Source organism: Aridibaculum aurantiacum (assembly GCF_017355875.1).
GTDB lineage: Bacteria > Bacteroidota > Bacteroidia > Chitinophagales > Chitinophagaceae > Segetibacter > Segetibacter aurantiacus.
Window position 1 is genome coordinate 1,220,361 of record NZ_JAFEWC010000001.1, and the last position, 25,695, is coordinate 1,246,055.

The following is a 25,695-nucleotide window of genomic DNA, read 5'->3' on the forward strand; positions in this document are numbered from 1 at the left end:
ATCTACCAACTTAATCGTCTCTTCTCCTGAAAGTATCTGCTGGCTCTGCAGGAAGGTTGGCTGCTTCTCTTTGTTCCCTTTCCTTTTGCTGTTTTTGTTTTGACTTTAGTACGTGTTCAAAATCGCGGCGGTAGGAGAGTGATACGCCCTGGCGACTGCGGCGGCCTACAGCCTGTTCGGTTGATATGTCAATATTATTCCGGCTGAAGATGATGGCTCTCACCCTGCGATCCTGGCTCAGGATAAATTCTATAGCTATATCAGGCAGCCACTGCAGTGCACCCAGCTGTTGACTGGAAGCAGTGGTACTACCAAAACGAAAATCAAGATCGCCACCCACAGATACTATAATATTATTATTGAACAGGTTTTTGCTGAACTTAAAATTCACCTGCTGGCGGTCAATATTATTAGTAGCCGTTACATTTCCGCTAAAGAGGGAGCTACTATTATAGAAAGAGGTGCTTACTTCAAATTGCAAGCTCCTGTCTTTAAAAATGTCAAATAGCAGGTTGGAAACCAGTTTATTCACCTGCTTCGACACCATTTCAGAAATTGTATTGTAGCCAAGCGTGGTAAAATTGGTCAGCAAGTTTCTCCCTTCACCATAAGGTGCAAACGAGTTAAACACCAACAGGTAGGTCACCTGCTTCAGCATCTCGTTCTCGTCTTGCTCCAGCTTAGCCAGGAATTGCGCGAAAGTTGGATCATTCACAATCTGCTGCCCTGCCTGCGGAAACTCAAACCTGAACTTTATGGTTGGTTGCTCCAGGTAACCTGTAATAAGCGCCACCACATAAACCTTATCGTTATAACTCCTGGCAGAGCCACCCAGGTTTTGGTTTGCTATCAGGTCTCCTAGCCGAACATTGTCAGCCGTATAGGTTGCTTCTACACGCAGCCTTGCGTTGAAAGGATCTCCATTCCATTCAATAAAACTACCCGCGCCCTCACGAAGTTCAAATGGTTTTGGAATAAGCGACTGGAAATTGAAATCATAGCTACCGCGCTGAATATCGTAACGACCATTTATGGTGAGTGCTTCACTGGTTCCGGCATGTATCCTCAACCTGCCATTACCATTGGCCCTGATGATGTCACCAGTCATCTCATCCAGTATCACATCTATTTTAGCCAGCGGATTAGCTGTCAGGTCAAGATCAACCACAATATTGGTTTCACCACGCGCATTCATATCCTCCATCTCCACACCATATTGTTTAAAAACAATGAAATCTGCATCAGCACTTTCGCGTGTGTTGGTGGTAGGTATGTAAATGTGTGAACTGTCAACAGGTTCAGCAGATATGTACATACGCAGGTTTTCCTCAGGACCGGTAAGACTTAGGTTGGCACGGCCAATGGCATTTCCGTAAAAATTACTGTTGTCGCTGGCTCTGGTATCAATAAGTAATAAACGTTGCGAGGAAATATCGAAGTCGTAGCGGATGTTCTCAAAACCGCGTTGATACATTCTGCCTTCTACAGTGCCAGCGTTTCCAAATTTGTCTTTGATGGTAAACCTGCCAAAGTTTATCATGTTTTCGGTAAACACAAATGTGGCACTGTCAATAGTATATCGCACCTGCGTAAAGTTTACCAGCAGCGAACCATTTCTCAGTTTAACCCTCCCAAGCAGGTCAGGTTTTGTTGGATTACCACTCAGCCGAAGATTACCGGTAGCCAGTCCATCGACATCTGTAAATACCGTATTAAGGAACTTATTTAAAAACGTGATCCTGGTGTTACGCAGGTTCATATCTATAGCCAGAGGTTGACCAATAGAATCTGACAGATTGTAGGTGCCGCTAGCCAGGAAGTTATAAAGTTCATTAGGTGACTCTACATTATACCTAATCATCCCAGTGCGGCTATTGTACAGGCCATTGATGTTTACAATACCAATAGAATCATTATCCAGCCTGAATTGTTCTGCGCTCAAACTAGCTTCCACTCTAAAATTTCCAAAGAAGTCTTTTAGCTCAAGGTCGCCGGAAAGTGAACCTTCTAAACGTGGATCGGTAACTACCAATGGAGCAAAATCACCGATGTTCAGGTTTTTCAGTCGCACCGCCAGGTTGCTCTGGTCAAATTCTGTATCGAATACTGTTTCAGCTTCTATCACCTGGTCGCCCTGCGTAAACCTGATATTTTCGGCAGATACGAAGTTGCGCCTGATTACCAGTTCTCCTTCTTTTTCCAGTGCCCAGCGCTTATCATTGATCACGAAATCAGAAGGATTGAAGTGTATGCGCACACCATCAGAAAAAGTATACACCGCTGCATCCAGGTTCAGCTCATTAAGCGTAGTAGATGCTTTCGTTTGAATTTGCACTTGCGACACATCTTTCTGTGAAACGATCTGGATCTTGGTAGTAGGGAAGTTGGTACTATCGCTGATGTTGATGTTCCCAACATCACCGTCTATCTGTAGCTCATCGAGGTTGCCCCTGCCTTTCAATGCGATGCTGTTGAACCTATATTGCTTGTACCCAAAAGAAGGAATGTCTGCATCTACTTCAAATAGCGTATCAGGCGTATTTATAAGACCAGCAATTCGGCTATTGCTGAAGCCGGTCAGGTTCTTATCGAAGAGCTGCGTGTAGCCGTCAATGTTTTTGGTGTTCAGCTCAAAAGTAAACTGCTGGTCGCGGGGCGTTTTGCGCGGTTCGGCTATATAAGAAGGATAATATTTGTGCAGGAAAACCTGGAAGTTGCCCGGAAGATCAAAGATGTTGTATACGCCTTCTATCTGCGCATCAAACTCGTTGCTGGCAAGATTGAGTAATCTTCTGCCATCTTCAAATCTTGATTGCAAACTTAGTGAGTCGAAGTTTAAGCGTGTGCTATCGTGCAGCAGGTTTGCATTGAATATTTTGATTGACCCCAGGAACTGGTCAATATTCTTACCACTAAAGTTTAAGTCAAACAGGCCACTGATCTCAAGCTGTTTGTTGCTAAGACCAATACTTTGAAAGTCGCTGTTGGCAAGATCGCCCAGCACATTGAAGCGTGGCTGGTTTTGCCTGAAATCCATTTTTAACGTAGTGAAAAGGTTCAGGTTAGGATCATCCACTTTCACTGTTCCTTCAAATTGCTTCCGCTGGAAAGTTCCTTCTACTCCAATGTTTTTGTACTGGTAACCCGCGTAAGACAAGTGCTGGATATTTCCATTAACGCTGGTCCTTAGGTTTTCCAAATCCAAACCTACACCATTGATATTTCCATTGAAAGCAACATTGCCCATGTCTCTTACCACCAGGAATCTTCCTACATCGAACTGGCGGGTAAGCACTTTACCAGAGTAAACAGGTGGACCATAAGTAGGAATGCGCATAGCGATATCAGCTGAAAAAGCCCCGAGCCCGGTGCTGAAATTTCCGGCTGTTTTGAAATCACGTAAAGTACCATGGAAGTTGCCACGAAACTGCAGATTACCCAAACTGGATAAAGACGGTACATCAACTGTGCGGATAGCCGGTACAAAAGAAACCGCGTCCCGGTAGTTTGTACGAAGGTCGCCTGAATTAAGTGTAAATACAGTTCTATCTATATCCGGCAGACCTACAATAGAAAGATCGCCACTTACCGATGTGCCTGACTCGGTGCGCAGAAACATATTTTTAGCAGAAAGGTTTTCTACCGTTCCTTTTGCATCGCCCCACATGGTAATGCGCCTGTTCCAGTTGCGGATCTCAGGAGCAAAAAAAGCAATGTCATCGCTGTGCAGGTTGGCATTTACAAATTTGGCTTCCATGGTCACCTCTGCTATGTAATGCTTAAAGTCTTCATTGAAGTCAGTGAACTTCATAGCATAGTAATTCTGCAGCCGGCTAAGCGGTGTTACCAGGTCAAGGTTTTTAAACTCCATGATCTCTGGTGTAAGCCTGAAGTCAGACTTAAGTCGCCTTATCTCGAAGCCACTTCTTTCTTTGGTGGCCAGTTCTATGTTTGCCCTGATGGTGTCTTTTACAAAACTGAAGTTTTGCAGGCTGCCGGTAATCTTTTGAAAATCTATATGCGATCCATCAAAATGAGCAAGCGGTGGATTGTCCGAATTTACAGAAATGAAAGTGCCGTTCTTGATGTTGATGTTGTTTACCGTAAAGCGCATGTCGCCCTGGTTGAAATACATGCTGGTGTCGTTATGCACCCGCTTCTTTTTTATGCGTGGTGGGCGGATGCCATCAAAATCGTACATAGCTACATAAGGGCGGTCCAGGTCTAGCTGGCTTATGGCGATAGCATTGTTAGCAAGATCAAATCTTTCAGCATCCATTTGTAGCGCGCCTACTTTAAATTCCATGCGGCTTCCTACCCAAAGGTCGTTCTGAACAAAGCGCACATTCTTAAAGTCGAGTTTTTTCAGGTCGAGCTTTAGGTTGCTTTTCTTCTTTGGCTGAGGCGATGTGGGAGTAAAGTAGTCAACAAGGAACTGGTAATTCCAAACTGAATCTTTCCTGTACAGGTTTATGTAAGCATCATCCAGTCCTACATATTTCAGCACCAACTCATCGCGCAGGAAAAACCAATCGGTGATTCTAACTTTTAGCTGGTCGGCATATAAGAGTGTGTCTTTATTCTGATCACGGACAAGTGTGCCTTCCAAATTCATCCGGTTGAAAAGCGCAAAGCTTACGTGCTTTATTCCTACTTCGGTATTCAGATCTTTAGAAAGACGTGTGGTAACTTTTTTTACGATGAAGTTTTGAACAGGTTCTGTTTGTATAAGTAGCCATATAAGCAGCGCTAAGGCTACTACAATCACTAATAATCTTACTACTACCCGTGCTGTTATTTTAAGAATCTTCTTCAGATACCTTTCATTTACTTTTGGTAAAAATAGCGAAACACAAACGGAGGACAAATAACTGTTCTATCACCCTGGTAAATTCTACAAAATCATAACATATGAAATTTATTTGCTTCATCATTTCTATATCTCTTTCACTTGGTTTATGTGCACAACCGGCAGTTACAGCAAAACAAGTTCCAACAAACAAAAAGCCTGTGCTTGTAATACATGGTGGTGCTGGTACTATCCTGAAATCACAGATGACACCAGAGCGTGAAGCAGCTTACAAGGCAGGAATGATGGAAGCCCTGGGTGTAGGCTATAACATCTTAAAGAATGGCGGAACCTCTTTAGATGCGGTGGAAGCAACGGTGAAAGTACTGGAAGATAATCCTCTGTTCAATGCCGGTAAAGGCGCCGTGTTTACAGCTGCTGGAACAAACGAATTGGATGCAGCCATTATGAATGGAGCAGACCTGAAAGCCGGTTCTGTTGCCGGTATCACCACTATCAAAAATCCTATTACTGCTGCCAGGGCGGTAATGGAAAAAACGGAACATGTGATGCTAATGGGTAAAGGCGCTGATGATTTTGCAAAAAGCGCAGGATGTGAGTCTGTAGATCCGTCATACTTCTTTACCGAAGCAAGATTTAGAGGACTACAAAATGCACGACGCAATGATTCTCTTAAATCAATAAATGAATTAGTACCTAAACAAGAGGCTTCCCTTAAGCAAGCCAGCAACAATGACTATAAGTATGGTACCGTTGGTGCCGTAGCACTGGACAGCAAAGGCAACCTTGCTGCGGCCACCAGTACCGGTGGAATGACCAATAAGAAGTTCGGTCGCATAGGTGATGCTCCAATCATTGGTGCAGGTACTTACGCTGATAATGCTACCTGCGCTATCAGCTGTACAGGTTGGGGTGAATATTTTATCCGCCTGGTGATGGCTAAATCTATAAGCGATAGAATGGCTTTCGGTAAACAAACACTCAAGCAAGCCAGCAATGAAATGGTGATGAAAAAATTACCAGAACTAGGTGGCGATGGTGGATTGGTAGCAGTAGATAAAGATGGCAATATTGCCATGCCTTTTAATACAGCGGGAATGTACCGCGGCTATGTAGACAAGAATGGTAAGATGGTGGTGGAGATCTACAAGTAGGTTTGAAGTTTAAGGTTTGAAGTGGTTTAAGGTTTAAAGTTTAAGGTTTGATGTTTAAGGTTTAGCGTCCTTCTAGCTGATCTTTCTATTGATGGTGTTCACCATTTGCGGATACCACTGTATCTGTTAACGCAGGGATAACCTTGGCATAACATTGTGGTTATTTTATATGGATAATTTGCATAAACGAAAGTATATGCTGATCCAAATTAATCGTGCTGAACCAACACTTTCTTTCCCTGTTCAACAGCCACCTTTTAAGCCCTTTGCCCAATTGCAGAAACGCCTGCAATTGTTTGTGAGCAATGCGGTATCTATTGTTGTGATTTCTGTTAGTTCTTCGTTCTCTTCCATCCTAAAAACTGCACCACATGACAAAGCATAAGCGGCATGTGGATGTATTGGTGATCTCTGATGTACATCTTGGTACCTATGGCTGTCGCGCCAAAGAATTGTTGCATTACCTGAAAAGCATTAAGCCGAAGACGGTAGTGCTCAATGGGGACATCATCGACATTTGGCAGTTCAGCAAAAGCTATTGGCCAAAGAGCCACATGAAAGTGGTGAAGCACATCATGGGGTGGGTAAGTAAAGGGGTGAAGACCTACTATGTTACTGGCAATCACGATGAGATGTTACGCCGCTTTGTCGGAATGAAATTCGGGTCCTTCAGGATAGTTAATAAGGTGGTGCTGCCACTGCCCGGTGATAAGCACGCATGGATCTTTCACGGCGATGTATTTGATGTAACCATGCAGCATAGCAAGTGGCTTGCGAAACTTGGCGCAGTAGGCTACGACACGCTAATCATCATCAACAGTATAGCCAATTTCATTTCTGAAAAAGTTTTCAGAAAAGGCAAACTGTCTCTCTCCAAGAAAATTAAGAACAGCGTAAAGTCTGCTGTAAAATTCATCAACGATTTTGAACAAACTGCTGCAGACATCGGCATCAGCAATGGCTACGACTATGTAGTATGCGGTCATATTCACCACGCAGAGATGCGCACCATTAGCAATGCCAACGGTAGCATTACCTACCTCAACTCCGGTGATTGGATCGAGAACTTATCTGCACTTGAATACACCAATGGTCAGTGGGATATCTATCGCTTTGATGAGGCTCAGCATATTGATATGATCATGCAGCAGGAAAAGGAAGATGAGGAGCCCAATTACAACCAGCTATTTCATAAGATGATGAAAGAATTCAACCTGATGCGATGAAGATATTGTACGCTATACAAGGCACCGGAAATGGACATATATGCAGGGCCAAAGAGATCATACCGCTGTTACAACTCAACCACGATGTAGACGTGCTGGTAAGTGGTACGCAGGCCGATGTGCACCTGGGGCATGATGTGAAGTATAGCTTCAATGGACTTAGCTTCATCTTTGGTAAAAAAGGCGGTGTTGACCTGCTGGATACTTACAAGAAAAGCAGGCTGCGAAAGCTTTTTAAAGAGATCAATGAACTGCCTGTAGAAGAATATGATCTTATACTAAATGATTTTGAACCTGTATCTGCATGGGCAGCTTACATCAAGCGGAAGCCTTGCATAGCACTTAGTCACCAGGCTGCAGTATTGCATCCTGCGGCACCGCAACCAAAGGCTTTTGACCCTGTAGGTAAGGCGATCTTAAAAAGTTATGCGCCTTCTACGGCTCAATATGGTTTTCATTTCACCCCGTATGATCGTCACATTTTTACACCCGTAGTACGCAATGATGTACGGCAGTTGCCTGTAGAAAATCAGGGGCATTATACCGTTTACCTCCCTGCTTACGATGATAAGCGAATACTTAAAGTTTTAAAGAAGGTAAAGCATGTGCAATGGCAGGTATTCAGCAAGCACAATAAGAAACCAGTAGAAGATGGAAATGTAATCATCAAGCCTATAGAGAACGGATCTTTTTTACAAAGTATGGCCAGCAGTGAAGGTGTGCTTTGCGGAGCTGGTTTCGAAACACCAGCCGAAGCCTTGTACCTGCAAAAAAAGCTGATGGTGATACCTATGAAGAACCAGTACGAGCAACAATGTAATGCAGCAGCACTCGAGAAAATGGGTGTGCCTGTAATAAAAAGCCTGAAAGACAAACACCTGCCGGCAATCATGGATTGGATAGAAAACGGTAGCGTAGTGCTGGTGAACTATGCTGATAATACCAAAGAAATTCTCAACATAATCCTGCAGAAACATGCTAATGATGCGGTAGCAAAAAAGCTTGGTAAAGACAGCAGGCTAGCATACTTCCGCGACTTTAGGAAGCTTGCAGTAAAGCGGTTAATGAAACAACTTCAAATGCGATAGATGGAAGATAAATTTTCGTGGGGAGTGTCTACAGCAGCCTATCAAATAGAAGGTGCACATAACATCCATGGCAAAGGTGCTTCTATATGGGATGTATTTGCCAATACACCTGGTAAAACGCATGGCAATCAACATGCAAATGTTTCCTGCGATTTCTATCATCATTATGCGCAGGACATAGCACTGATGGCGCAGATGAATATTTCCAACTTCAGGTTTTCGCTTTCCTGGAGCAGGATCATTCCTGGTGGTACCGGCGCAGTGAATCCGGATGGTATAGATTTTTACAATAAGGTCATCGACTTCTGCCTTGACCTTGGCATTGAGCCGTGGGTAACGCTTTACCATTGGGATCTGCCTTATTCTTTAGAATTAAAAGGCGGCTGGACAAATCGTGAGATCATTAACTGGTTTACGGTTTATGTACAGCTATGCCTAAAACTATTTGGTGACAGAGTAAAGCACTGGATGATCTTGAATGAACCAATGGTTTTTACCGGCGCAGGTTATTTCATGGGCATTCATGCACCGGGGCGTAAAGGCCTCACTTCTTTTTTGGCTGCAGCGCACCATGCAGCCTTGTGCCAGGCAGAAGGAACACGTGCTGCAAGAGCTATACGCAGTGATGCTACCATCGGCACTACTTTCTCCTGTTCTTTGATAGAACCCTATACGTCTTCTGATAATGATCAATATGCAGCTACCAAACTAGATGCTTTAGCCAATCGCATGTTTGTAGAGCCGCTGGTAGGTAAAAGCTACCCGGTAAAGGATTTCAAGCTGCTAAACAGGCTGGAGAATTTTGTAAAAGATGGAGATGAAGCAAAGCTTGCGGCCAATGTAGATTTCATAGGAATACAGAATTACACACGCGAAAAAGTCACTCATTCTTACATGGTACCATTGCTGTGGGCCAAGGTGGTGAAAGCGAGCAAAAGAAGCGTAGATCATACACTGATGGATTGGGAAGTCTATCCACCCGCCATACATTCAATGCTGCATCAATTCAGTAGTTATGGAAAGCCTTTAATAGTAACTGAGAATGGTGCTGCCTTCAATGACATCATTTTGAATAATGCCGTTCACGATCACCAGCGGCAGCAATATTTGCAAATGCATATAGAGCAAGTGCTAAAAGCAAAACAGGAAGGGGTAGATGTGCGTGGCTACTTTGTTTGGACACTGCTAGACAATTTTGAATGGGCCGAAGGATATCGTCCGCGTTTCGGGCTTGTGCATGTTGATTTTAAAACACAAAAGCGCGTGATAAAATATTCAGGACATTGGTACGCCAACTTTCTGCAGAGCCATGGTGAAAGCGCGCTTCAGTTAAGTAGAACAGCATAATAAACTGCAGGTGTTATAACTAATAAATTGTTTAGTGTACTGCATTTATTTATCTGTAACAAAAGGATTGATAATAAGTCTTAACCCAATGATGTTAATCCCGTTACATTAAGTTCATGTTGCAGCGGCATCTTCGCATTGTTAAGGTATAACGTTTATAGATTCTCATGTGCGCCCCTTGTTTCTACGAGGGGTTTTTTATTGAAGCTAGTTGAGCGTATAAATAAAATTTAACCGTTACCCGGTGCCTTAGCTTTAGGAATACTCAAGCTGGTAAAATCTTCCTTCTGCATTTTTGCAAGCAGAACAATCTGCCCAACATGATAGCTGTAATGCGTAAGCTGGCGATGCAACGCTTCCAACACAGTATGTGGTTCTGAACGTATATAAACAGTTTTACCAAGATCATCTTCTGTTAATGCGCCAAGTGCATTGAAGACGGTCTGCCAGCCTGTTTTCCAAAAGTCCATTAAGTCTTGTTTGGATACATCCATTGCTTCAAATTCTGCATCACGTTTGCGCCATTCCTTTTCGCCATCTCCGGTAAGAATATTGGTAAACCGGCTCATGGCATTGCCATACATATGCTGAATGATGATGGCAATGCTATTGCTCTGACCAACTGGCCTGAAAAAGAAATGTTCTTCATCCAATTGCTGAAAAGCTTTTTCTGCAAGTGTCTTATATGTTTCAAAATATTTGGTAAGTGTAGGCAGTAGTTGAATTGCTTCCATGTTTGGATTTTAAGGTAATACTTACATGATCTTCATTGAAAATAAAGGACCCTTGCCTGCAGTTTGGTGATTATTCAGCTGGTAATAAAATTTTGAAAGTAGCACCTTCGCCAGGCGCACTTTCTGCCCATATATAGCCGCCATGATTCTCTGCTACTTTTTTAGCTATAGATAATCCTACACCAGTGCCTTTGTATTCAGCATTGCCATGAAGGCGTGTAAAAACGTTGAAGATCTTTTCAGCATTCTCCTGCTCAAAGCCAATACCATTATCCTTCACAATAACCTGGTAGAACTGCTTGCTGCTGTCCTCTTTCCTGATGATGGGTAAATTCATTACCTGCGCAGGCATTGCTGAAATATGAAGTTCAGGTTTGGTAGCAGGTTTAGAATATTTAAGCGCATTGCCCAGCAGGTTTTCAAACAGTTGCTGTATCTGCCTTTTGTGTCCTTTTATAGAAGGCAGCTGATCTATTTTGATGATAGCGCCTTTTTCTTCTATCTCGAGCTCAAGGTCCTCCAGTACGTTCTGTACATTCTCGTTCAGATCTACCAGTTCAACTGCTGAAACACCTCGACTGATGTGCGAGTAGGTAAGCAGGTCCTCAATCAATGTATTCATGCGCCGTGCAGCCTGTTGTATACGTTCGAGTAAATGAGATTGATCTTTTGTTAGTGTCTCTTTTAACTGGTTCTCTAGCCGGTCTGTAAAAAAGCGGATCTTTCGGATAGGCTCTTTCATGTCGTGGCTTGCTGCATATGCAAACTCTTCCAGGTCAGCATTTGATCGCTTTAGTTCATTATTCAGGTGTTCCAGTTCCAGTGTTCTTTCCAGCACTTTTTCCTGCAGCCTTGCTTCGTTTTCTTCCAGTTGTTTCTGGTGAAGCATCTGTGCAGTTACATCTTGAATAATCCCAAGTATCAGGTAGGGTTTCCCTTCTTCGTTGAACATGGTTTTTCCAAAAGAACGCATGTGGCGAATAATGCCAGTGGTAGGATGTACAATCCTGTACGTTACATCGTGCCGGCTGGCAGCTTCTGATTGTAAAGTGGAAGCAATGACCTTGTCCACTCTTGGCCGATCTTCAGGGTGAATAGCATTAAAGCCTTCTTCTCTGCTGTAGCCTTGTTTATCGTGCCCAAACCATTCATTTACTTTTTGCGAACTGGTAGCTAGATTATTCACCAGGTCCAGGCGAAAAGTTCCGAGATCCGCGATGTCAATGGCTAATTGTAATTCTTCACTGGTTTCAGCCACAGTCTGCCGGGCTTTTACCTGCTGCGTTACATCGTGACCAACACTTATAACTCCGCTAGCCCTTCCTGTTCCACCGTTTTCATAATACGGTTTGTAAACGAAATCAAAATACAAAACCTCTTCTACGCCATTCCTGATAAGCTTTATAGGATATTCATGTGCATAGAAAGGATTACCAGTAACAACTACTTCATCCAGCAATTGCGTAAAACCTTGTTCAGCAAGTTCAGGAAGAGCGGTTGTCAAAGGTTTGCCTATTACATCAGATGTTTTTCCCCAAACCTCCAGTAGACTATCATTTGCTAATTCAATGATATAGTCGTGGCCACTTACATAGCCAATGATCACAGGCGCCGTCATGAAGAAATGATAGGCTTTTTCTATGCCTTTGCCGGCTTCTACTTTTTGCTCTGCTACTATTTGTTCCGTTATGTCTACTGTGGTATGTATGATATATTCAACCTCTCCAGTATCGCCAGTCACAGGAGAGTTCCTGATCTTCCAATACTGTTCTTTAGTTCCATTAAGACCGGGTATATCATAACGCTGTACAGGTATATCGTGAGCAGAGCCGGTAGCCATTACTTGTTTGAAAGAGGCCTGTAGTTTATCCTCACCATTTACTGGATTAGAAGGGAATACTTCAAAAAGAGAATTGCCTACCAATGCTTCTTTTGAGATGCCTGTTTGTTGAGAATATTCATCGCTGGAGGCAATAATGGTAAATTGAAACGCCGAGGTTTTTATTAAGATGCTACTGCCCGGCATTGCATTGAACAACCTCGCATACACTAATTCGTTACCTGCAGTTGCAGAATACATATCGTTCATAAAGATGGATGATGAAGATAGTATGTTTTTTTATTCAACAACTTCCTGCAATTGCACTTCTTCAGCTATAGCAATTGTATGCTTTGTAATTTATCTTTTTCGCAGGGATAGATAGATTGGCCCAGGATAGCTATAGATCCATCCGATATAAAAAAAGCAGCCTTGCTACAGGCTGCTTATTAAAATTTTGTGATGTAGAACTTACGGCTTTTCACTGCAATTGAACATCCAGTTAATGCCAAACTTATCGGTACAACTTCCATAGTAATCTCCCCAGAACATATCCTGCAATTCCTGCGTCACTTTTCCTCCTTCGGAAAGCTTATCAAACAAACGTTTGGTTTCTTCCCTCGTATCTGGTTGAAGATTTATGTGAACATTATTTCCTGCCGCCAGTGTAAACCCCATAGATGCAGGTGCATCGGTTCCCATCAATTTATGTCCGTCAAGTATCGGCAGCTCTACATGCATTACCAGGTCCAGTTCAGCCTCCGGTAGTGGAGGTAATTCGTCTGATGGAGGAATATCACGAAAGCGGTAAATGCCGGTGCCGGAATATTCGCCACCAAAAACCGACTTGTAGAAAGTGAAAGCTTCCTCTGTTTTGTTTGCAAAATTGAGATAGGTACTAACGCTTGCCATAGCAATTGTTTTAGGTTTTATCCTTCACAAATGGTTTTCAAAATGTTTAATGCCTTTGGCCAGGTATCTTGAAAATACTGCTTGAATTCTTCATTAGAATCCATTTCTATAGAGAGTAAAGTTTTGCCGTCCTGCTCGGTAAAGGAATAATTCTCTAATGCGCCTGCCCATGACTCTACTTCTGGTCCACTGATTATTTCCTGTTCGCCCTGCAGTATTCCCAGGTGTTCTATTGATACAAATGAATTAGGTATATTTTCTTTTATGCGACTAACCATGCCGCCCTTATTTCCTTGCTCGTCTGTTCCTATAAAGAGGATCTTAGAACCTTTCTCCCACGACCCTTGAAAGCATGAAGAAGGATTGAATGCAGCTGTCCACGTCTGGTAGTGTTGTTCATCGAGCATGGTAGCATAAACTTTCTCTACAGGTGCATCAATGGTGGCTTCAAAAGTTAGTTTTTCACCCTTAGGTGGCGCCTCTATATACTTCTTAAAATTGTTGAGTATAGCTTGCCAACCTGCACTTTGAATATCTATAGGGTGAGTGGGTTCTGGCTCAAAAGTTTCTACTACATGAGTGGTGTCGCCTTCCTGGGTGAAAGTTATGTTCACCATCCTGCCATCATCTAATCGCATTTCTATAGTAGAATGTTCTTCTACTTTGGTGTATGATCCGGCAAAGTCAAAACCAAAACTTCCATCTTTAGCCTCCATGCGGGTAGTGAATTTACCTCCGGGCTGCAGGTCGTTTTCGGCTCGCGGACTATGCCATTCGTCTGTGGCAAAATACCAATTGACTATGTGTTTGGCATCTGTAAAGTATAGCCAGGCTTTTTCTATTGGAGCATTGACACTAACCTCTACGGTAATTGTAGCGTTTTCTGTAGCAATCATAGTTTGTAGTTTTTTCTCCTACAAACTTAGAGCAGTTGATACAGAATATCAATGTGCAAAAGCGACAGTTTTTGAGGCCATTTGCGACAAGTTTGAAAAGTTTCATTACACTGCCACAATCATCTTTATAAGAGCAAGTAGTAGAAGGTACAATGGTAAAATCTTTTGCTTTACACGATAAGATTATATATGCTCATCCACTTTCACCACCACCTTACCCATTGTTTCACCTTTTTGGAAAAGCCTGATCGCATCATGCATTTCATTGAAAGAGAAAATATGACCCACATGCTGTGGCCTTAGTTGAAGCGCCTGTAGTTCAGCCAGCATATCCAGCATCAGGTCTGTTTGCTCGTACAGGAAGATCAGGTTGAAACCCATGAGCGATTTATTCTGCGAAGGCAAACGCAGGGGATCAATTTTAGGCCGTCGCAAAAACTTCCAGATAAGCTTTGGGTAGTTAGGAGAAGCCGTATGGCTGGTAAAACTTGCACTGCCGTATGCTACCATTCTGCCCATAGGAGCCATAGCATCCCAGCTTGCGCGTAGTATGTCGCCACCTATACATTCCATAACCAGCTGAAGCGGCCGGTTGTTGAGTGCATCCTGTAATTTGGCTGCGAAATTTTTATCCCGCACGATCACATCATCATAGCCTTCTTCATTCAGTAAAAAATCAACTTTACGTGCTGAACCGACAGTGCCTATAGTGTACGCACCTATTTTTTTACAAATGCGATTGGCCATGATGCCTACACCGCCGGCAGCGCTATGAATAAGCACGTTCATGCCCGGCTGCAGGTTGCCGAGTTTGGTGAGAGCATAATATGCAGTTAGTCCTTGCACAAGAAATCCTGCACCTTCTTCAAAGCTCCAATCTCCCGGTAAGGGTATCACATATCGTTGATTGATATTGATGTGAGAAACATAGCCTCCAAACTTGGTAGCACCCATCACACGGTCACCTACTTTCAAATTGTGCACGCCATTGCCTATGGAAATGATTTCACCAGCAAATTCTAACCCGGGTATAAAAGAACCTGGAGGTGTGGCACTATACAAACCTTGCATGGCAAAGATGTCAGCAAAGTTCAACCCGATGGCTTTTACCTGCACGCATACTTCACCTGCTTTTGGTTGCTCCAATGCCTCTGTTACCAGTTGCAGGTTTTTAATTGATCCTGCCTTGGGCATCCTGTACACCTTTCGTTGTTGCATAGTTGGTTGAAGTTATCCTGTACCTAATAAGCAGCAAGGTAAAAGATGTTTTACAACTTGTATTTAATGCAGCTCTTCTACTTTTGGCAGGTTTTATTTTGTAATGCGCATTACCAGATTAGCTGTTAACTTTCATCAACAATACTATCATCATCGACCAGTTATCAAAGCACATTAAGACCTACTACCAGCTCAGCGAAGCTGCTGAACAGGCATTGTACCATAATCTTGAACAAGTTGTTTTATCTAAACATGAACACCTTGTAAAGGAAGGGAAGACGTGCAGGCATCTTTATTTTCTACAGCATGGAGCATTGCGGGGCTACTACAACATTGATGGTAAAGACACTACTTATTGGTTTGCATTTGAAAATGATTTTGCTACTTCATTTCACAGCTTTACTACGCAGCAGCCTGCAATAGAAAATATCCAGCTGCTGGAAGGAAGTGTGCTTTGGGCAATATCAAAAGACAACCTTACAAAGCTCCTTGAGCAATACCATGAGATAGAAAGATTGGTGAGGATCGTTTATGAAAAGTATTACCTGCGGCTGGAAGAGCGATTTGTAAATGCACAATTCAAAACAGCAACTGAAAGATACCAGGAGATGCTTTTAGCCACTCCTCATATAGTGGAGCGTGTACCGCTTGGGCACATAGCTTCCTATCTAGGTATCAGCCAGGAAACGCTTAGCCGTATACGCAGCAGGCTTTAACAATTGGAAATCTTGTTTTTGATATTTGTCAAAAATTGCAGGCAAGGCGAGCCATAGGTTTGTTCTACAAAACAAAAACTACTATGGAACAAAAGCACAACTTCAAACCTTCTGCAGCATTTATTGGCGCCTCATGGGCAGCATTACTTATTGGCGTTACAGCTTATCTCATAGGGTTATGGAACGCCGAAATGGAATTAAATGAGAAAGGTTACTACTTCACTGTTTTAATGTTCGGATTGTTCTCAGCCATATCCGTTCAGAAATCTATCCGCGACCAAATGGAAGGTATACCCGTAACCAACCTGTACTATGGCATTTCATGGTTTACCACCATCTTATCCGTTGTTTTACTTACTGTAGGATTATGGAACGCTGACCTGTTGCGCAGCGAGAAAGGGTTCTATGCTATGTCTTTTGTGCTGAGTTTATTTGCATCTATTGCTGTGCAGAAAAATACCCGCGACATGCGCATAGCTGAACTTGATGATAGTTTCAAAAGCCAGCCTTTCGTGCATCATCACCACGATGGTTCCAGGCATGAGTAGAATATGCTTTGCCATTTATATAAAGCAATAATATGTTGGTCATGCATGTGTCAGCTAATCATTAAAGTGTTACTTTTTCACAAACACGTACTATGCTATCACCAACATCTTCCAGGTTTGCCTGTTTTGGAGAAGTACTATGGGATGTACTTCCTTCAGGGCCACAACCTGGTGGCGCACCAATGAATGTAGCTTATCATCTTCGGAAATTAGGACATGAGCCGGCACTTGTAACCAAAGTAGGCGTGGATGAATATGGTGATCAACTAAAGGAAGTACTATCAGGCAGTGGCCTTGTACTGGATTACCTACAGCAAGATCCTACCTATCATACAGGACTAGTATATGCTGATGTAAACGATAAGCACGAGGTGGCTTACAATATTGTTATGCCTTCTGCCTGGGACTTTATTGATTTGCATGAAGCGTTGGTTGAATTGGTAAAACAAGCGAAGTATTTTATTTATGGCAGCCTTTCCTCGCGGAGTAGTGTATCAGCAAATACATTGCATCAATTGCTGGAAGTAGCTAATGTGAAAGTGCTTGACGTCAACCTGCGACCGCCACACTACAATCAACCTACACTAGAGGGCTTACTTGAAAAAGCAGATATACTTAAGATGAACCTGGCAGAGCTTGAATTCGTGTCCGGTTGGTTTGGTAGTTACAATACAATTGAAGACCAGGCGGCAGTCTTGCAAGAAAAGTTTACAATAGAAACGCTTATTGTAACACTTGGTGGCGATGGTGCATTTGTAACTAATAATGGTGCTACATACAGGCATAGCGGTTACAAAGTAGAAGTAACAGATACAATAGGAAGTGGCGATGCTTTTCTGGCCGGTTTTCTTTCGGAGATGGATAAAGGCGCTACTGTAGAAAATGCATTAGCATTTGCATGTGGCATAGGAGCATTTATAGCTACGCAAAAAGGTGCCTGTCCAGGTTACGCGGTGTCGCAGGTATACCAGCTTCTCCAGTCATATAAGAATTAGTGTTGCCAGAAAAACATTCTTGAATAGCAACTGGTATAAATATTTCTTCTCTAAAAATAGGGGAGAGGATATATGTAAGGTTACCAACGTGCAGAAATAAAAAAAGCAACTTACGTTGCTTTTTTTCTTGTACCCGGGAACGGAATCGAACCGTCACTCCGTTTAAGCGGAACAGGATTTTAAGTCCTGCGTGTCTACCAGTTCCACCACCCGGGTGTACCCAAAAAAAAACCCGCATCGAGCGGGCTTTTTTAGAGCGGAAGACCGGGCTCGAACCGGCCACCCCGACCTTGGCAAGGTCGTGCTCTACCAAATGAGCTACTTCCGCATTATTTGTAAGAACTTGTTTCGTTGTTGGGAGTGCAAAAATAGTATCTGAATGCTAACTACCAAATTTCTTTTCAACTTTTTTTATTTGTACTTCGGAGTGTACATAGTGCTTTCTGGAATCGCTACATCTGGCTTACCAGTATAACGCTTGTTGTACAGTTTGTAGCATCCACCAAGAATGAAAGCTACAAGACAAAATACTTGTATATAAAATAGGAACCTTGAAGACTTAACCCAGTTGTAGTTAAAATCTTTCTCTTTGTGCTCTTGTATTTCGTTTTCCATACGTTAAAAATTGCGTTGCAAAAATAAGGGAGTAGCATCAAAACTTTCACCTGCTTCTCAAAACAATTTCAGTAAAAGTTTTTTTCTTCTTAATAAAGTATTCCCATACCACACTTCCATGGTATACCCCGGTAAGTTGATGGCTTTTAGTTGCCGATGTCTGCCTGTCTTTTTTATGTAATACAAGCCAACGCATAAATGTGATTTCTGCTTTGCAAACACCTTTACAAAAAGGCATATCACCTTTCATTGCAGCTTGCAAAGCCGAAACTATATCGAGTAACATGCGCAGTGGCAGTTTCCATATCTTTTCAGCCAACGTCCAATTCTTATACACCATCACCAGGTTGTTGCGGAAGTTCAGAAAAGCCTTTCGTTCACCCTTTGGTAATGTGCCGCCGCCTACATGGTAAACTACAGATTGTGGGCAGGCCATGATCTTGTAACCCGCCAATTGCATTCGCCAGCATAGATCAATTTCTTCCTGGTGCGCAAAGAAAAAAGCATCAAAACCTTTTAATGTATTGTACACTTCTGAGCGTACAAAGAAAGCTGCTCCAGATGCCCAGAATATGGGAGCGATGGAATCATATTGACCTTTATCTTCTTCGCAATCATCAAACACACGACCGCGGCTAAAAGGATAGCCTAGTGAGTCTATCCAGCCACCGGCAGCGCCTGCATATTCAAATAAATGTTTGTGGTGATACGATAATATCTTAGGCTGGCAAGCTGCGATGTTCTCATCAGCCTGCATCAATTCTATCACCGGTTCAATCCATCCTGCAGGGACTTCTACATCACTATTCAATAAAATATAATAGTCTGCATTTACCTGCTTCAGCGCTTCGTTGTATCCACGGGCAAAACCATAGTTGGTGGGGAGAATGATCCTTTCAACATGCGGATGATTTTGCTGCAGCCATTGTACGGAATTGTCGGTAGAAGCATTGTCTGCTACAATAACACGTTTATTAGGATAGGAGGAGTTGACAACCAGTCCTAAAAACTGTTGCAAATAATGAAGACCATTATAATTCAGGATGACAATTGCTACGGTTGGGTATTGCACTGGGTGTTGTAAAAGCCAAAATAACAGAAAGCTTTTCTATTTTAGTTAAATGATTCAACACTGGGTGAACTGGCGAACAGCATTGGCTTTGGTTGCTATTGTTATTGTGACGGGAACAATCTTCTATTCAAATTATTTAGCAAAGAAAATAGCTGAAGAGGAAAGGCAGAAGGTAGAGACCTGGGTGGAGGCACAACGTAGCATTATGAGTGCAGGTGAGAATGCTAATCTCAACCTTGCCACACGGATAGTAATAGAAAACGATGACATTCCTATCATAGAAACCAACGAACGAGACAGCATAACTACCTATTTGAATCTTGACTCAAATCACCTGAAGACAAACAAAAACTACCTGAAAGAAAAATTACAGGAGTTTCAACAATTGCATCCACCCATAGTACTTGTACTGAATGAAAAGCCTTACCAGGCAAACCGCTACTACTATGGTGAAAGTGACTTGCAAAAAGAAGTTCGATACTATCCTATAATCCAGTTGGTGATCGTTGGCTTATTCATCATCATCACATTTATAGCCATACAAAGCAGAAACCAAAACACACAGAACCAGGTGTGGGCAGGATTGGCTAAAGAGACTGCACATCAACTAGGCACACCGGTTACCAGCCTCGAAGGTTGGCTGGAAGTATTACGTGATGTTCCAGGTAATGAAACCATTGTAGTAGAAATAGAAAAGGATGTTAACAGGCTGAAACTTATTTCGGACAGGTTTGGTAAAATCGGTAGTATACCCAAACTGGAAGAACGAAACCTGGTAGAACAGGTGCAACAGATGGTGGATTACATAAAGAAACGTGCAAGTGGTAAAGTGCATTTTCATGTAGATACAAAAAATGAAAGCAATGTGCCGGGCATGATCTCGCCGCCACTGTTTGATTGGGTTATAGAGAACTTGCTGAAGAATGCATTGGACGCAATGGATGGAAAAGGTGAGATACATGTAACCATTGCAGATGAAGCATCCCAGGTTTTGATTGATGTAAAGGATACAGGAAAGGGAATAAGTAAAAAGAATATCGATAATGTTTTCAAACCCGGCTTTACCACTAAGAAAAGAGGGTGGGGGCTAGGGCTTACACTTACCAAGCGAATTGTAGAGCAGTATCACAGGGGGCAGATTTTTGTAAAGCATACAGAGCCGGGTAAAGGCACCACCTTTCGAATTGTGCTAAAAAAATAATACTGGATGGCTTAACATTTCTTCTGCAGTTTCTACACTGTTTGTTCAGTCTAATTAAGATGTTTTAATATAACTGTCTCTGTCCTTTCTGTTATTTTGCCAACACTAAACCCTGTGTTGTTGAAATCCCTGGATCTCCTCCTGTATAATTTGTTGTTGTTCTGCTGCGTGCTGCCATCATGCACACGATCTAACAGTGACGCAGCTACAGCCAGCAACTTGGTGGCACTAAAGGATTCTGTTTTGCAGTTTGCAAGGGATGTACATCAAAGTGGTGAGTACAGTTCCGCCTCTTACAACGATTTTCTATATAACAATGCGAGTTTTCACCTGGCAAAAGCCGCTGTTGATAATGAACAGGCTACTGTGCATGACATGCTTTTTATGAGCAACATTGCGTGGCAAAGTGGCTGGTACGACCAGGCCTATGAATATGCATTAAAGGCGAAAGAGATGGTAGTGCTTCCGGAAGACAATGCAGCCGTGTTGCTCGCTGAATGGCAGTGTTATCTTAATTCAATGGATACGGCGCGGTCTGTGGATTTACTGGAAACTATAGATACTGAACTCGACAAATTTTCATCTTACCCGGTACAGTTGCAATACAAGATCAACCTCGGCTATCATTTTCACAATAGGAAAATGTATAACGATGCTATCAACCATTACCACCAGGCAGCTGCAGGTAATGCACGACTTACACGAGATGATAGTACATGGTTGGCAAGCACGTATCACAAATTGGCTAACTCATTTAATGATATACTGAGAGATAAACACACACATATTTTTCCGCGGCAAATAGCTTACGACAGTGCACGTTTTTACTACAATAAAGCAATTGAGATAAACCAGGAAATACTTCCAAAAGTGCACCCGCGACTTGCAATCTCTTACATAAACCTGGGGCTCACGGAGCGTTCCAACATTGAGTTAGATAAAGCAGAAAGCATGTACTTAAAGGCGTTCCAGCACCTGGTAGTGGATAAGCACCCGGTTCAGCCTGTTTATACTTCTTTAGCAATTACCCAACTTGCGGAGACTTACCTGAAGCGCTACCAGGTAGCAGGCAATGATAGTGACCTGGAAGAGGCTGGCAAGTTCTTTCAATATAACAACCAGTTTCTGAGACATGAACTGGTAACTTATTCCACAAATGCCGGCCGCGAAAACCTGCTGAAGTATTTCAACCAAAGATCGTTTGAAAGAGTGGCTTCGCTGGTGGGTGAAAGTTATAGCGATGGCAGCTACCCTCTGAACCCTGCACTAATCGAGTTGTCGAATGAAAGCAAGTATGCAGGCACCATAAAAAGCTACCTGCAGCGCCAACAGAACAATAACAGTGATGGTGAGAAGGACCAGGTGCTAAGAATGCTCAATGAGCTTTACATTGTGGCTGCGCAAGTCGAGGATACGTTGCTAAAGCAAAGGGTATTGAATTTTGTTGACCAAGCGGTTACAAGAATGGCTACGCCTGTATTCGAATACCAGGCGGTTGATACATCAGCATTGTTAGCGTATTGCAGGAAGAACAACACAACAGTGGTCGATTACCTCATCGTAGCAGACAAAATGTTCATTCACCGTTTTTCACCTGCAGGTGCTGCGCTTGTTGTGCGAATCGTGGATGATAACATTTTAAATGAAGAACTACCTGGCAGGCTGTACACAATGATGCTCAAAAATGAGGTTGATTCTTTTCAATATCTAAGCAATCACTGCTTTAAGATGTTGTTAGACGAAGCTGGTGTTACCGGTAATAATATACTGGTAGTGCCGCATCAAAACCTGTCGTTGCTTCCTTGGGATGCTTTTGTTACGAAGCCTGTGTCAGGTAGCAATTGGGCGGGAGTAAAATACATAAGTAAAGAATCGCAACTATCGCAGTGCATTTCACTTTCACAGGTAACACAACAAGAAGCTGAACGACGTAAAGGTATCGTTGGTTTTTTACCGCAGTTTGATGGGCGCCAACGCCTGCCGGAAACCCAGAAGCTAATGAAGCAATTAAAGGCGATGTATGCTGCCTCAATTAATGAAGGTGAGGTGAGCAAGACTAAGGTAGCGACCACAAACGCAGCCATCGTACACTTTGCTACGCATACCAGTACCAAAGGAAAAGATGTCAAACTGCAACTGGATCAAAAAGATGAGATTGATGCCTACGGTAGCCTGGGCAATCTAAAGGCAGACCTGGTAGTTCTGAATGCTTGTGAAACACATAAAGGACGCCTGGTACAAGGTGAAGGTTTTTACAACCTGCCAAAGGTTTTTATAGCAAACGGAACAGGAGCGGTCATCAGTTCTTTGTGGGTGGTGGATGAAGCGGCCAGTGCCACTTTTTTTGCATTGTATTATCAACATCTTGCGGTTGGTTTGTCCAAAGATGAAGCACTTGCGAAAGTTAAAAAGCAGTTCCTGAATCAGCCTAAATACCCTGATTGGGTAAACCCTTATTATTGGTCGGCTTATGTACTCACGGGAAATAGGGAGCCTGTTATTTTGTAGACAAAGCTTCAACCGCATCAGAAGCCTGTTGTTGATAAAAATGGCCTTTATCAGCAGCTATATTCTTTAAAAGTTCCATTGCTGCTTCCTGTTGTTCCGCCTGCCATAGCAGCAATGCCTGCCGGTATGTACCTTTTTGTATAAAAATGGATGAATGCTGAAACTGCTGGAGCTCCTTATATTTTTTCATTGCGCCAGCGCGGTTGCCCTGCAGTTCAAGAAAAAGGCCTGAAAAATATAATGCCGTATCAGTCTGCTGTTTTGCCGCTACAAGAGCATAGGCTTTATCATATTGTTCAGCTTTAAACAACTGCATGATGTCCTGCCAGTTTGCTTCATTATCTACAGACATGGTAATGGGAAGGCCAGGTTCATTTACCTGGTAACGGCTGATATCAACCTTCTGCTGCCTGGTAGAAAATATTGAGACTGATGCAAGCACCATCAATGCAGAAGCTGCAATACCTGAATAGAAGAACCATTTTTTGCGGCTCTTCTTTTTGTCTAATTGCCTGAAACGTGCTTTGAGAGAATGCTCAATAGCTGCTTCGTTTTGCACCTGTTCTACAAGTCCTTTAAATACTTGGAACCTGTTTTTAAGCGCACGATTTTCGGAAAGCTGGTGTTCAAACAGAAGCTTATCGGAGGCTTCTAAAGAGCCACTGAGGTAGTTGTCAAATAGATCTAGTTCGTTCTCTATGTACATGTTTATTTAGAATTGGTTGTTGAACATACCTGCAGCCTTGTCAGAAAGTTGGTTGATGCAGCGGTTCTTCTTTGCTTTTACCGTATCTGCGTTGCTATAACCCAAAGCGAGTGCGATCTCGCTCATCGATTTCTTTTGGAAGTAAAACAGCTTTAAAATTTGCTTACATGAATCGCTTGCATTTGCCATTACAAACGATAGTGCCTTCTGTACTTCCTGCCAATTGTGATCGGAAGTGGCTTCATAAGCAACGTGCTCTTCTACCACCGTAAGTTCAGTATGTTCAAACTTTTTCTGCCTGTCTGCAAGCTTGATGAGCTTGGTCTTACCAATGTGAAAAATATAGGTCCTGAAACTGTACTCGATAGATGTGAGCCTGTCCGCAGCTATGTTTTTGTACACATCAATGATCGTGTCCTGGTAAGCATCTTCAATACTCTCAGTTCCTATTTGTGGAAACTGCGCATGAGCAAAACCAATAAAATCACTCTTGTGTTCCAGGTAAATTTTATCTAATGGTTCCAGGTCGCCTTTCTTAATCTGTTGAATAACCTCTTCGTACATATGTAATTAGTGCCATAAAAATAAAAAAGTAAACAGCTGTTTACCTTCTGTAAAAGACGATACTAATAGAAGTAGGGCAATAGTGGAAAATGGTGCTCAACAATAGCATTGAAGCAGGTGATGAATAACAGGTATAGATAAAGAAATAAACATATGCAATTTTGATATTTGGGGGAATATCAATAAAAGGGTTGGGGCTTAACGCTCTGCCCTTTCTTGTTTTTGGATGTAGGTGAAGTTCTTTAAAGCTCTCATAATCTCGCTGAAGCCCTGTTCTATGCAAGCTCTCACACTCCAAAAAAATATTTGCCAGGTGAATCATTTTTCTACATTTGCACCCACTTGCGGAGGTGGCGAAATTGGTAGACGCACTACCTTGAGGTGGTAGCGCCGTAACTGGCGTGGGAGTTCGAATCTCCTCTTCCGCACTTAGCCTTCTCTTTATATGAGAAGGTTTTTTTATGGCATATTTTTCAAATCGTTTTTTTTATTAGCAATGGATTTATTTCTATCAAAATGAAATTTGAAGCGATCTAAATATTGCTACAACCACACATTCAGGTAATTCTATTTATTATCATATTCTAAAATATCATCCATGAGTACAACAACATTGCAAAGCAGCATTTTCCAAGTGGGCAATGAAACGGCCTGGGAAAACCTGTCGCCGGGCATTAGCAGGCAAATCTTTGGATATGATGATAAGATCATGTTGGTGAAAGTGAAATTTGATAAAGACGCAGTGGGGTCGCTTCACGAGCATCATCATTCACAAGTGACGTATGTAGAAGCGGGGGTATTTGAAGTAACTATTGGTGATGAGAACAAGATACTAAAAGCTGGAGATGGTTTTTATGTGCCGCCACATGCAGTGCATGGATGTGTATGCTTAGAACCTGGTATGCTGGTAGATGTTTTCAGCCCGCACAGGGAAGATTTCCTTGCTTCTTAGATCAGCTACACAACAAGTCGTATTAGATGCAGTCTACATAAACTGCTATGCAGCTGAACTTTGTCCTGCAAAAGACATGTTGGTCGTAGGTTTTTCCAGCTGTTTTATGTCAAGTGATGGGTTGATCTCAATCATTTTATATTAGTATTTGCCTCAGCATTTTTACATGTAGAATGGCTCGTTTCCATTCTGCAGATAAAAGATGTTTTATGATAAAGTATCTGTTGCTGTGGTTTCCTATGCTTATCATCGCTATTGCCAATGGTATTTTGCGTGAAGGTTTTATCTGCCGCTTTACGGAACCAATTCATGCTCACCAGCTTTCCACTCTCACTCTCATAATTCTGTTTGCTTTTTATATCTCTTTCGTGATCAAGCAAAATCCACCTGCTTCGCAGTTGCAGGCAATCATGGTGGGGCTGCTATGGTTACTACTAACCCTCATCTTCGAGTTTGGCTTTGGTCGCTGGCGCGGAAATTCATGGGATAGTTTACTGATGGAGTACAACTTGTTGGCCGGAAGGCTATGGATTTTGATCCCGCTTTGGGTTGCCATTGCACCCTATCTTTTCTTCAGGTATTTCAGTAGATAATCTTTAAAGCATCTATTGATT

The 25,695-nt window shown here is 42.5% G+C and carries 22 protein-coding genes and 3 tRNA genes; 13 read left to right on the plus strand and 12 right to left on the minus strand.

Annotation, left to right across the window (positions count from 1 at the left end; all coding sequences use genetic code 11):
• Window positions 1-10: 10 nt before the first annotated feature.
• Entirely contained in the window at window positions 11-4,867 is a 4,857-nt protein-coding gene (locus J4N22_RS04970; RefSeq protein ID WP_207492596.1) for a translocation/assembly module TamB domain-containing protein, read from the minus strand.
• Window positions 4,868-4,911: 44 nt separating this feature from the next.
• Between J4N22_RS04970 and J4N22_RS04975 the strand changes: the two genes are divergently transcribed.
• From J4N22_RS04975 to J4N22_RS04995, 5 genes are all read left to right on the plus strand, one after another.
• Entirely contained in the window at window positions 4,912-5,964 is a 1,053-nt protein-coding gene (locus J4N22_RS04975) for an isoaspartyl peptidase/L-asparaginase family protein (protein ID WP_207492597.1), read from the plus strand.
• Window positions 5,965-6,160: 196 nt separating this feature from the next.
• Window positions 6,161-6,349: a hypothetical protein gene (locus J4N22_RS04980; RefSeq protein ID WP_207492598.1), complete on the plus strand. Its 189-nt coding sequence runs from the start codon at window positions 6,161-6,163 to the stop codon at window positions 6,347-6,349.
• Window positions 6,336-7,190: a UDP-2,3-diacylglucosamine diphosphatase gene (locus J4N22_RS04985; RefSeq protein WP_207492599.1), complete on the plus strand. Its 855-nt coding sequence runs from the start codon at window positions 6,336-6,338 to the stop codon at window positions 7,188-7,190. Before J4N22_RS04980 ends, J4N22_RS04985 begins: the two co-directional genes overlap by 14 nt.
• Window positions 7,187-8,278, plus strand: coding sequence for a glycosyltransferase family protein (locus J4N22_RS04990; protein WP_207492600.1), 1,092 nt, complete (start codon window positions 7,187-7,189; stop codon window positions 8,276-8,278). Before J4N22_RS04985 ends, J4N22_RS04990 begins: the two co-directional genes overlap by 4 nt.
• A complete protein-coding gene (locus tag J4N22_RS04995; protein ID WP_207492601.1) occupies window positions 8,279-9,625 on the plus strand; it encodes a GH1 family beta-glucosidase in 1,347 nt (448 codons plus the stop codon). It abuts the gene before it with no gap.
• A 230-nt stretch (window positions 9,626-9,855) separates the two neighbouring features.
• Here J4N22_RS04995 and J4N22_RS05000 read toward each other — a convergent pair whose 3' ends face one another.
• The 5 genes from J4N22_RS05000 to J4N22_RS05020 all read right to left on the minus strand — a co-directional run bounded on the left by J4N22_RS05000 (window position 9,856) and on the right by J4N22_RS05020 (window position 15,204).
• A complete protein-coding gene (locus J4N22_RS05000; RefSeq protein ID WP_207492602.1) occupies window positions 9,856-10,359 on the minus strand; it encodes a DUF1572 family protein in 504 nt (167 codons plus the stop codon).
• A 70-nt stretch (window positions 10,360-10,429) separates the two neighbouring features.
• A complete protein-coding gene (locus J4N22_RS05005; RefSeq protein ID WP_207492603.1) occupies window positions 10,430-12,448 on the minus strand; it encodes a PAS domain-containing sensor histidine kinase in 2,019 nt (672 codons plus the stop codon).
• Window positions 12,449-12,649: 201 nt separating this feature from the next.
• Window positions 12,650-13,090 (minus strand): VOC family protein, encoded by a 441-nt coding sequence (locus J4N22_RS05010; RefSeq protein WP_207492604.1) that lies wholly within the window; start codon window positions 13,088-13,090, stop codon window positions 12,650-12,652.
• Window positions 13,091-13,107: 17 nt separating this feature from the next.
• The gene (locus tag J4N22_RS05015; protein ID WP_207492605.1) at window positions 13,108-13,986 is read right to left on the minus strand and encodes an SRPBCC family protein; all 879 of its coding nucleotides are present in this window, start codon (window positions 13,984-13,986) and stop codon (window positions 13,108-13,110) included.
• A gap of 183 nt (window positions 13,987-14,169) precedes the next feature.
• Window positions 14,170-15,204: a synaptic vesicle VAT-1 family membrane protein gene (locus tag J4N22_RS05020; RefSeq protein ID WP_207492606.1), complete on the minus strand. Its 1,035-nt coding sequence runs from the start codon at window positions 15,202-15,204 to the stop codon at window positions 14,170-14,172.
• 215 nt (window positions 15,205-15,419) lie between these two features.
• Between J4N22_RS05020 and J4N22_RS05025 the strand changes: the two genes are divergently transcribed.
• The 3 genes from J4N22_RS05025 to J4N22_RS05035 all read left to right on the plus strand — a co-directional run bounded on the left by J4N22_RS05025 (window position 15,420) and on the right by J4N22_RS05035 (window position 17,463).
• Window positions 15,420-15,920, plus strand: a complete 501-nt coding sequence (locus J4N22_RS05025) for a Crp/Fnr family transcriptional regulator (RefSeq protein WP_207492607.1) — start codon at window positions 15,420-15,422, stop codon at window positions 15,918-15,920.
• An 83-nt stretch (window positions 15,921-16,003) separates the two neighbouring features.
• The gene (yiaA, locus tag J4N22_RS05030; protein ID WP_207492608.1) at window positions 16,004-16,468 is read left to right on the plus strand and encodes an inner membrane protein YiaA; all 465 of its coding nucleotides are present in this window, start codon (window positions 16,004-16,006) and stop codon (window positions 16,466-16,468) included.
• Window positions 16,469-16,560: 92 nt separating this feature from the next.
• Window positions 16,561-17,463, plus strand: a complete 903-nt coding sequence (locus tag J4N22_RS05035; protein WP_207492609.1) for a carbohydrate kinase family protein — start codon at window positions 16,561-16,563, stop codon at window positions 17,461-17,463.
• 130 nt (window positions 17,464-17,593) lie between these two features.
• On the opposite strand, the gene J4N22_RS05040 is transcribed toward J4N22_RS05035, so the two are convergent.
• The 4 genes from J4N22_RS05040 to J4N22_RS05055 form a co-directional block, all read right to left on the minus strand.
• Window positions 17,594-17,679, minus strand: a tRNA-Leu gene (locus J4N22_RS05040).
• Between the two features lie 39 nt (window positions 17,680-17,718).
• Window positions 17,719-17,791, minus strand: a tRNA-Gly gene (locus J4N22_RS05045).
• A gap of 83 nt (window positions 17,792-17,874) precedes the next feature.
• Complete coding sequence (locus J4N22_RS05050; protein WP_207492610.1) at window positions 17,875-18,078, minus strand: hypothetical protein; 204 nt, start codon at window positions 18,076-18,078, stop codon at window positions 17,875-17,877.
• A 46-nt stretch (window positions 18,079-18,124) separates the two neighbouring features.
• Window positions 18,125-19,150: a glycosyltransferase gene (locus J4N22_RS05055; protein WP_207492611.1), complete on the minus strand. Its 1,026-nt coding sequence runs from the start codon at window positions 19,148-19,150 to the stop codon at window positions 18,125-18,127.
• A 49-nt stretch (window positions 19,151-19,199) separates the two neighbouring features.
• On the opposite strand from J4N22_RS05055, the gene J4N22_RS05060 reads away from it, so the two are divergent.
• Window positions 19,200-20,351: a sensor histidine kinase gene (locus J4N22_RS05060; protein WP_207492612.1), complete on the plus strand. Its 1,152-nt coding sequence runs from the start codon at window positions 19,200-19,202 to the stop codon at window positions 20,349-20,351.
• A gap of 120 nt (window positions 20,352-20,471) precedes the next feature.
• The gene (locus J4N22_RS05065) at window positions 20,472-22,859 is read left to right on the plus strand and encodes a CHAT domain-containing protein (RefSeq protein ID WP_207492613.1); all 2,388 of its coding nucleotides are present in this window, start codon (window positions 20,472-20,474) and stop codon (window positions 22,857-22,859) included.
• Here J4N22_RS05065 and J4N22_RS05070 read toward each other — a convergent pair.
• Together J4N22_RS05070 and J4N22_RS05075 are read right to left on the minus strand one after the other, a co-directional pair.
• The gene (locus J4N22_RS05070; RefSeq protein WP_207492614.1) at window positions 22,849-23,565 is read right to left on the minus strand and encodes a hypothetical protein; all 717 of its coding nucleotides are present in this window, start codon (window positions 23,563-23,565) and stop codon (window positions 22,849-22,851) included. The genes J4N22_RS05065 and J4N22_RS05070 overlap by 11 nt on opposite strands.
• A 6-nt stretch (window positions 23,566-23,571) precedes the next feature.
• A complete protein-coding gene (locus tag J4N22_RS05075) occupies window positions 23,572-24,129 on the minus strand; it encodes an RNA polymerase sigma factor (protein WP_207492615.1) in 558 nt (185 codons plus the stop codon).
• A 344-nt stretch (window positions 24,130-24,473) separates the two neighbouring features.
• Between J4N22_RS05075 and J4N22_RS05080 the strand changes: the two genes are divergently transcribed.
• The 3 genes from J4N22_RS05080 (at window position 24,474) to J4N22_RS05090 (ending at window position 25,674) form a co-directional block, all read left to right on the plus strand.
• Window positions 24,474-24,557, plus strand: a tRNA-Leu gene (locus J4N22_RS05080).
• Window positions 24,558-24,727: 170 nt separating this feature from the next.
• The gene (locus J4N22_RS05085) at window positions 24,728-25,081 is read left to right on the plus strand and encodes a cupin domain-containing protein (protein WP_207492616.1); all 354 of its coding nucleotides are present in this window, start codon (window positions 24,728-24,730) and stop codon (window positions 25,079-25,081) included.
• A gap of 209 nt (window positions 25,082-25,290) precedes the next feature.
• Complete coding sequence (locus tag J4N22_RS05090) at window positions 25,291-25,674, plus strand: hypothetical protein (RefSeq protein WP_207492617.1); 384 nt, start codon at window positions 25,291-25,293, stop codon at window positions 25,672-25,674.
• Window positions 25,675-25,695: the final 21 nt, after the last annotated feature.

Excerpts from the sequence above, each read along its gene's own strand:
- J4N22_RS05000 (WP_207492602.1), bottom strand. The coding sequence starts at position 10,359 with ATGGAAGCAATTCAACTACTGCCTACACTTACCAAATATTTTGAAACA.
- J4N22_RS04980 (WP_207492598.1), top strand. The coding sequence starts at position 6,161 with ATGCTGATCCAAATTAATCGTGCTGAACCAACACTTTCTTTCCCTGTT.
- J4N22_RS05015 (WP_207492605.1), bottom strand. The coding sequence starts at position 13,986 with ATGATTGCTACAGAAAACGCTACAATTACCGTAGAGGTTAGTGTCAAT.
- J4N22_RS04975 (WP_207492597.1), top strand. The coding sequence starts at position 4,912 with ATGAAATTTATTTGCTTCATCATTTCTATATCTCTTTCACTTGGTTTA.
- J4N22_RS05085 (WP_207492616.1), top strand. The coding sequence starts at position 24,728 with ATGAGTACAACAACATTGCAAAGCAGCATTTTCCAAGTGGGCAATGAA.
- J4N22_RS05090 (WP_207492617.1), top strand. The coding sequence starts at position 25,291 with ATGATAAAGTATCTGTTGCTGTGGTTTCCTATGCTTATCATCGCTATT.
- J4N22_RS04995 (WP_207492601.1), top strand. The coding sequence starts at position 8,279 with ATGGAAGATAAATTTTCGTGGGGAGTGTCTACAGCAGCCTATCAAATA.
- J4N22_RS05020 (WP_207492606.1), bottom strand. The coding sequence starts at position 15,204 with ATGCAACAACGAAAGGTGTACAGGATGCCCAAGGCAGGATCAATTAAA.
- J4N22_RS05010 (WP_207492604.1), bottom strand. The coding sequence starts at position 13,090 with ATGGCAAGCGTTAGTACCTATCTCAATTTTGCAAACAAAACAGAGGAA.
- J4N22_RS05050 (WP_207492610.1), bottom strand. The coding sequence starts at position 18,078 with ATGGAAAACGAAATACAAGAGCACAAAGAGAAAGATTTTAACTACAAC.
- J4N22_RS05005 (WP_207492603.1), bottom strand. The coding sequence starts at position 12,448 with ATGAACGATATGTATTCTGCAACTGCAGGTAACGAATTAGTGTATGCG.
- yiaA (WP_207492608.1), top strand. The coding sequence starts at position 16,004 with ATGGAACAAAAGCACAACTTCAAACCTTCTGCAGCATTTATTGGCGCC.
- J4N22_RS04985 (WP_207492599.1), top strand. The coding sequence starts at position 6,336 with ATGACAAAGCATAAGCGGCATGTGGATGTATTGGTGATCTCTGATGTA.
- J4N22_RS05035 (WP_207492609.1), top strand. The coding sequence starts at position 16,561 with ATGCTATCACCAACATCTTCCAGGTTTGCCTGTTTTGGAGAAGTACTA.
- J4N22_RS04990 (WP_207492600.1), top strand. The coding sequence starts at position 7,187 with ATGAAGATATTGTACGCTATACAAGGCACCGGAAATGGACATATATGC.
- J4N22_RS05070 (WP_207492614.1), bottom strand. The coding sequence starts at position 23,565 with ATGTACATAGAGAACGAACTAGATCTATTTGACAACTACCTCAGTGGC.
- J4N22_RS05060 (WP_207492612.1), top strand. The coding sequence starts at position 19,200 with ATGATTCAACACTGGGTGAACTGGCGAACAGCATTGGCTTTGGTTGCT.
- J4N22_RS05075 (WP_207492615.1), bottom strand. The coding sequence starts at position 24,129 with ATGTACGAAGAGGTTATTCAACAGATTAAGAAAGGCGACCTGGAACCA.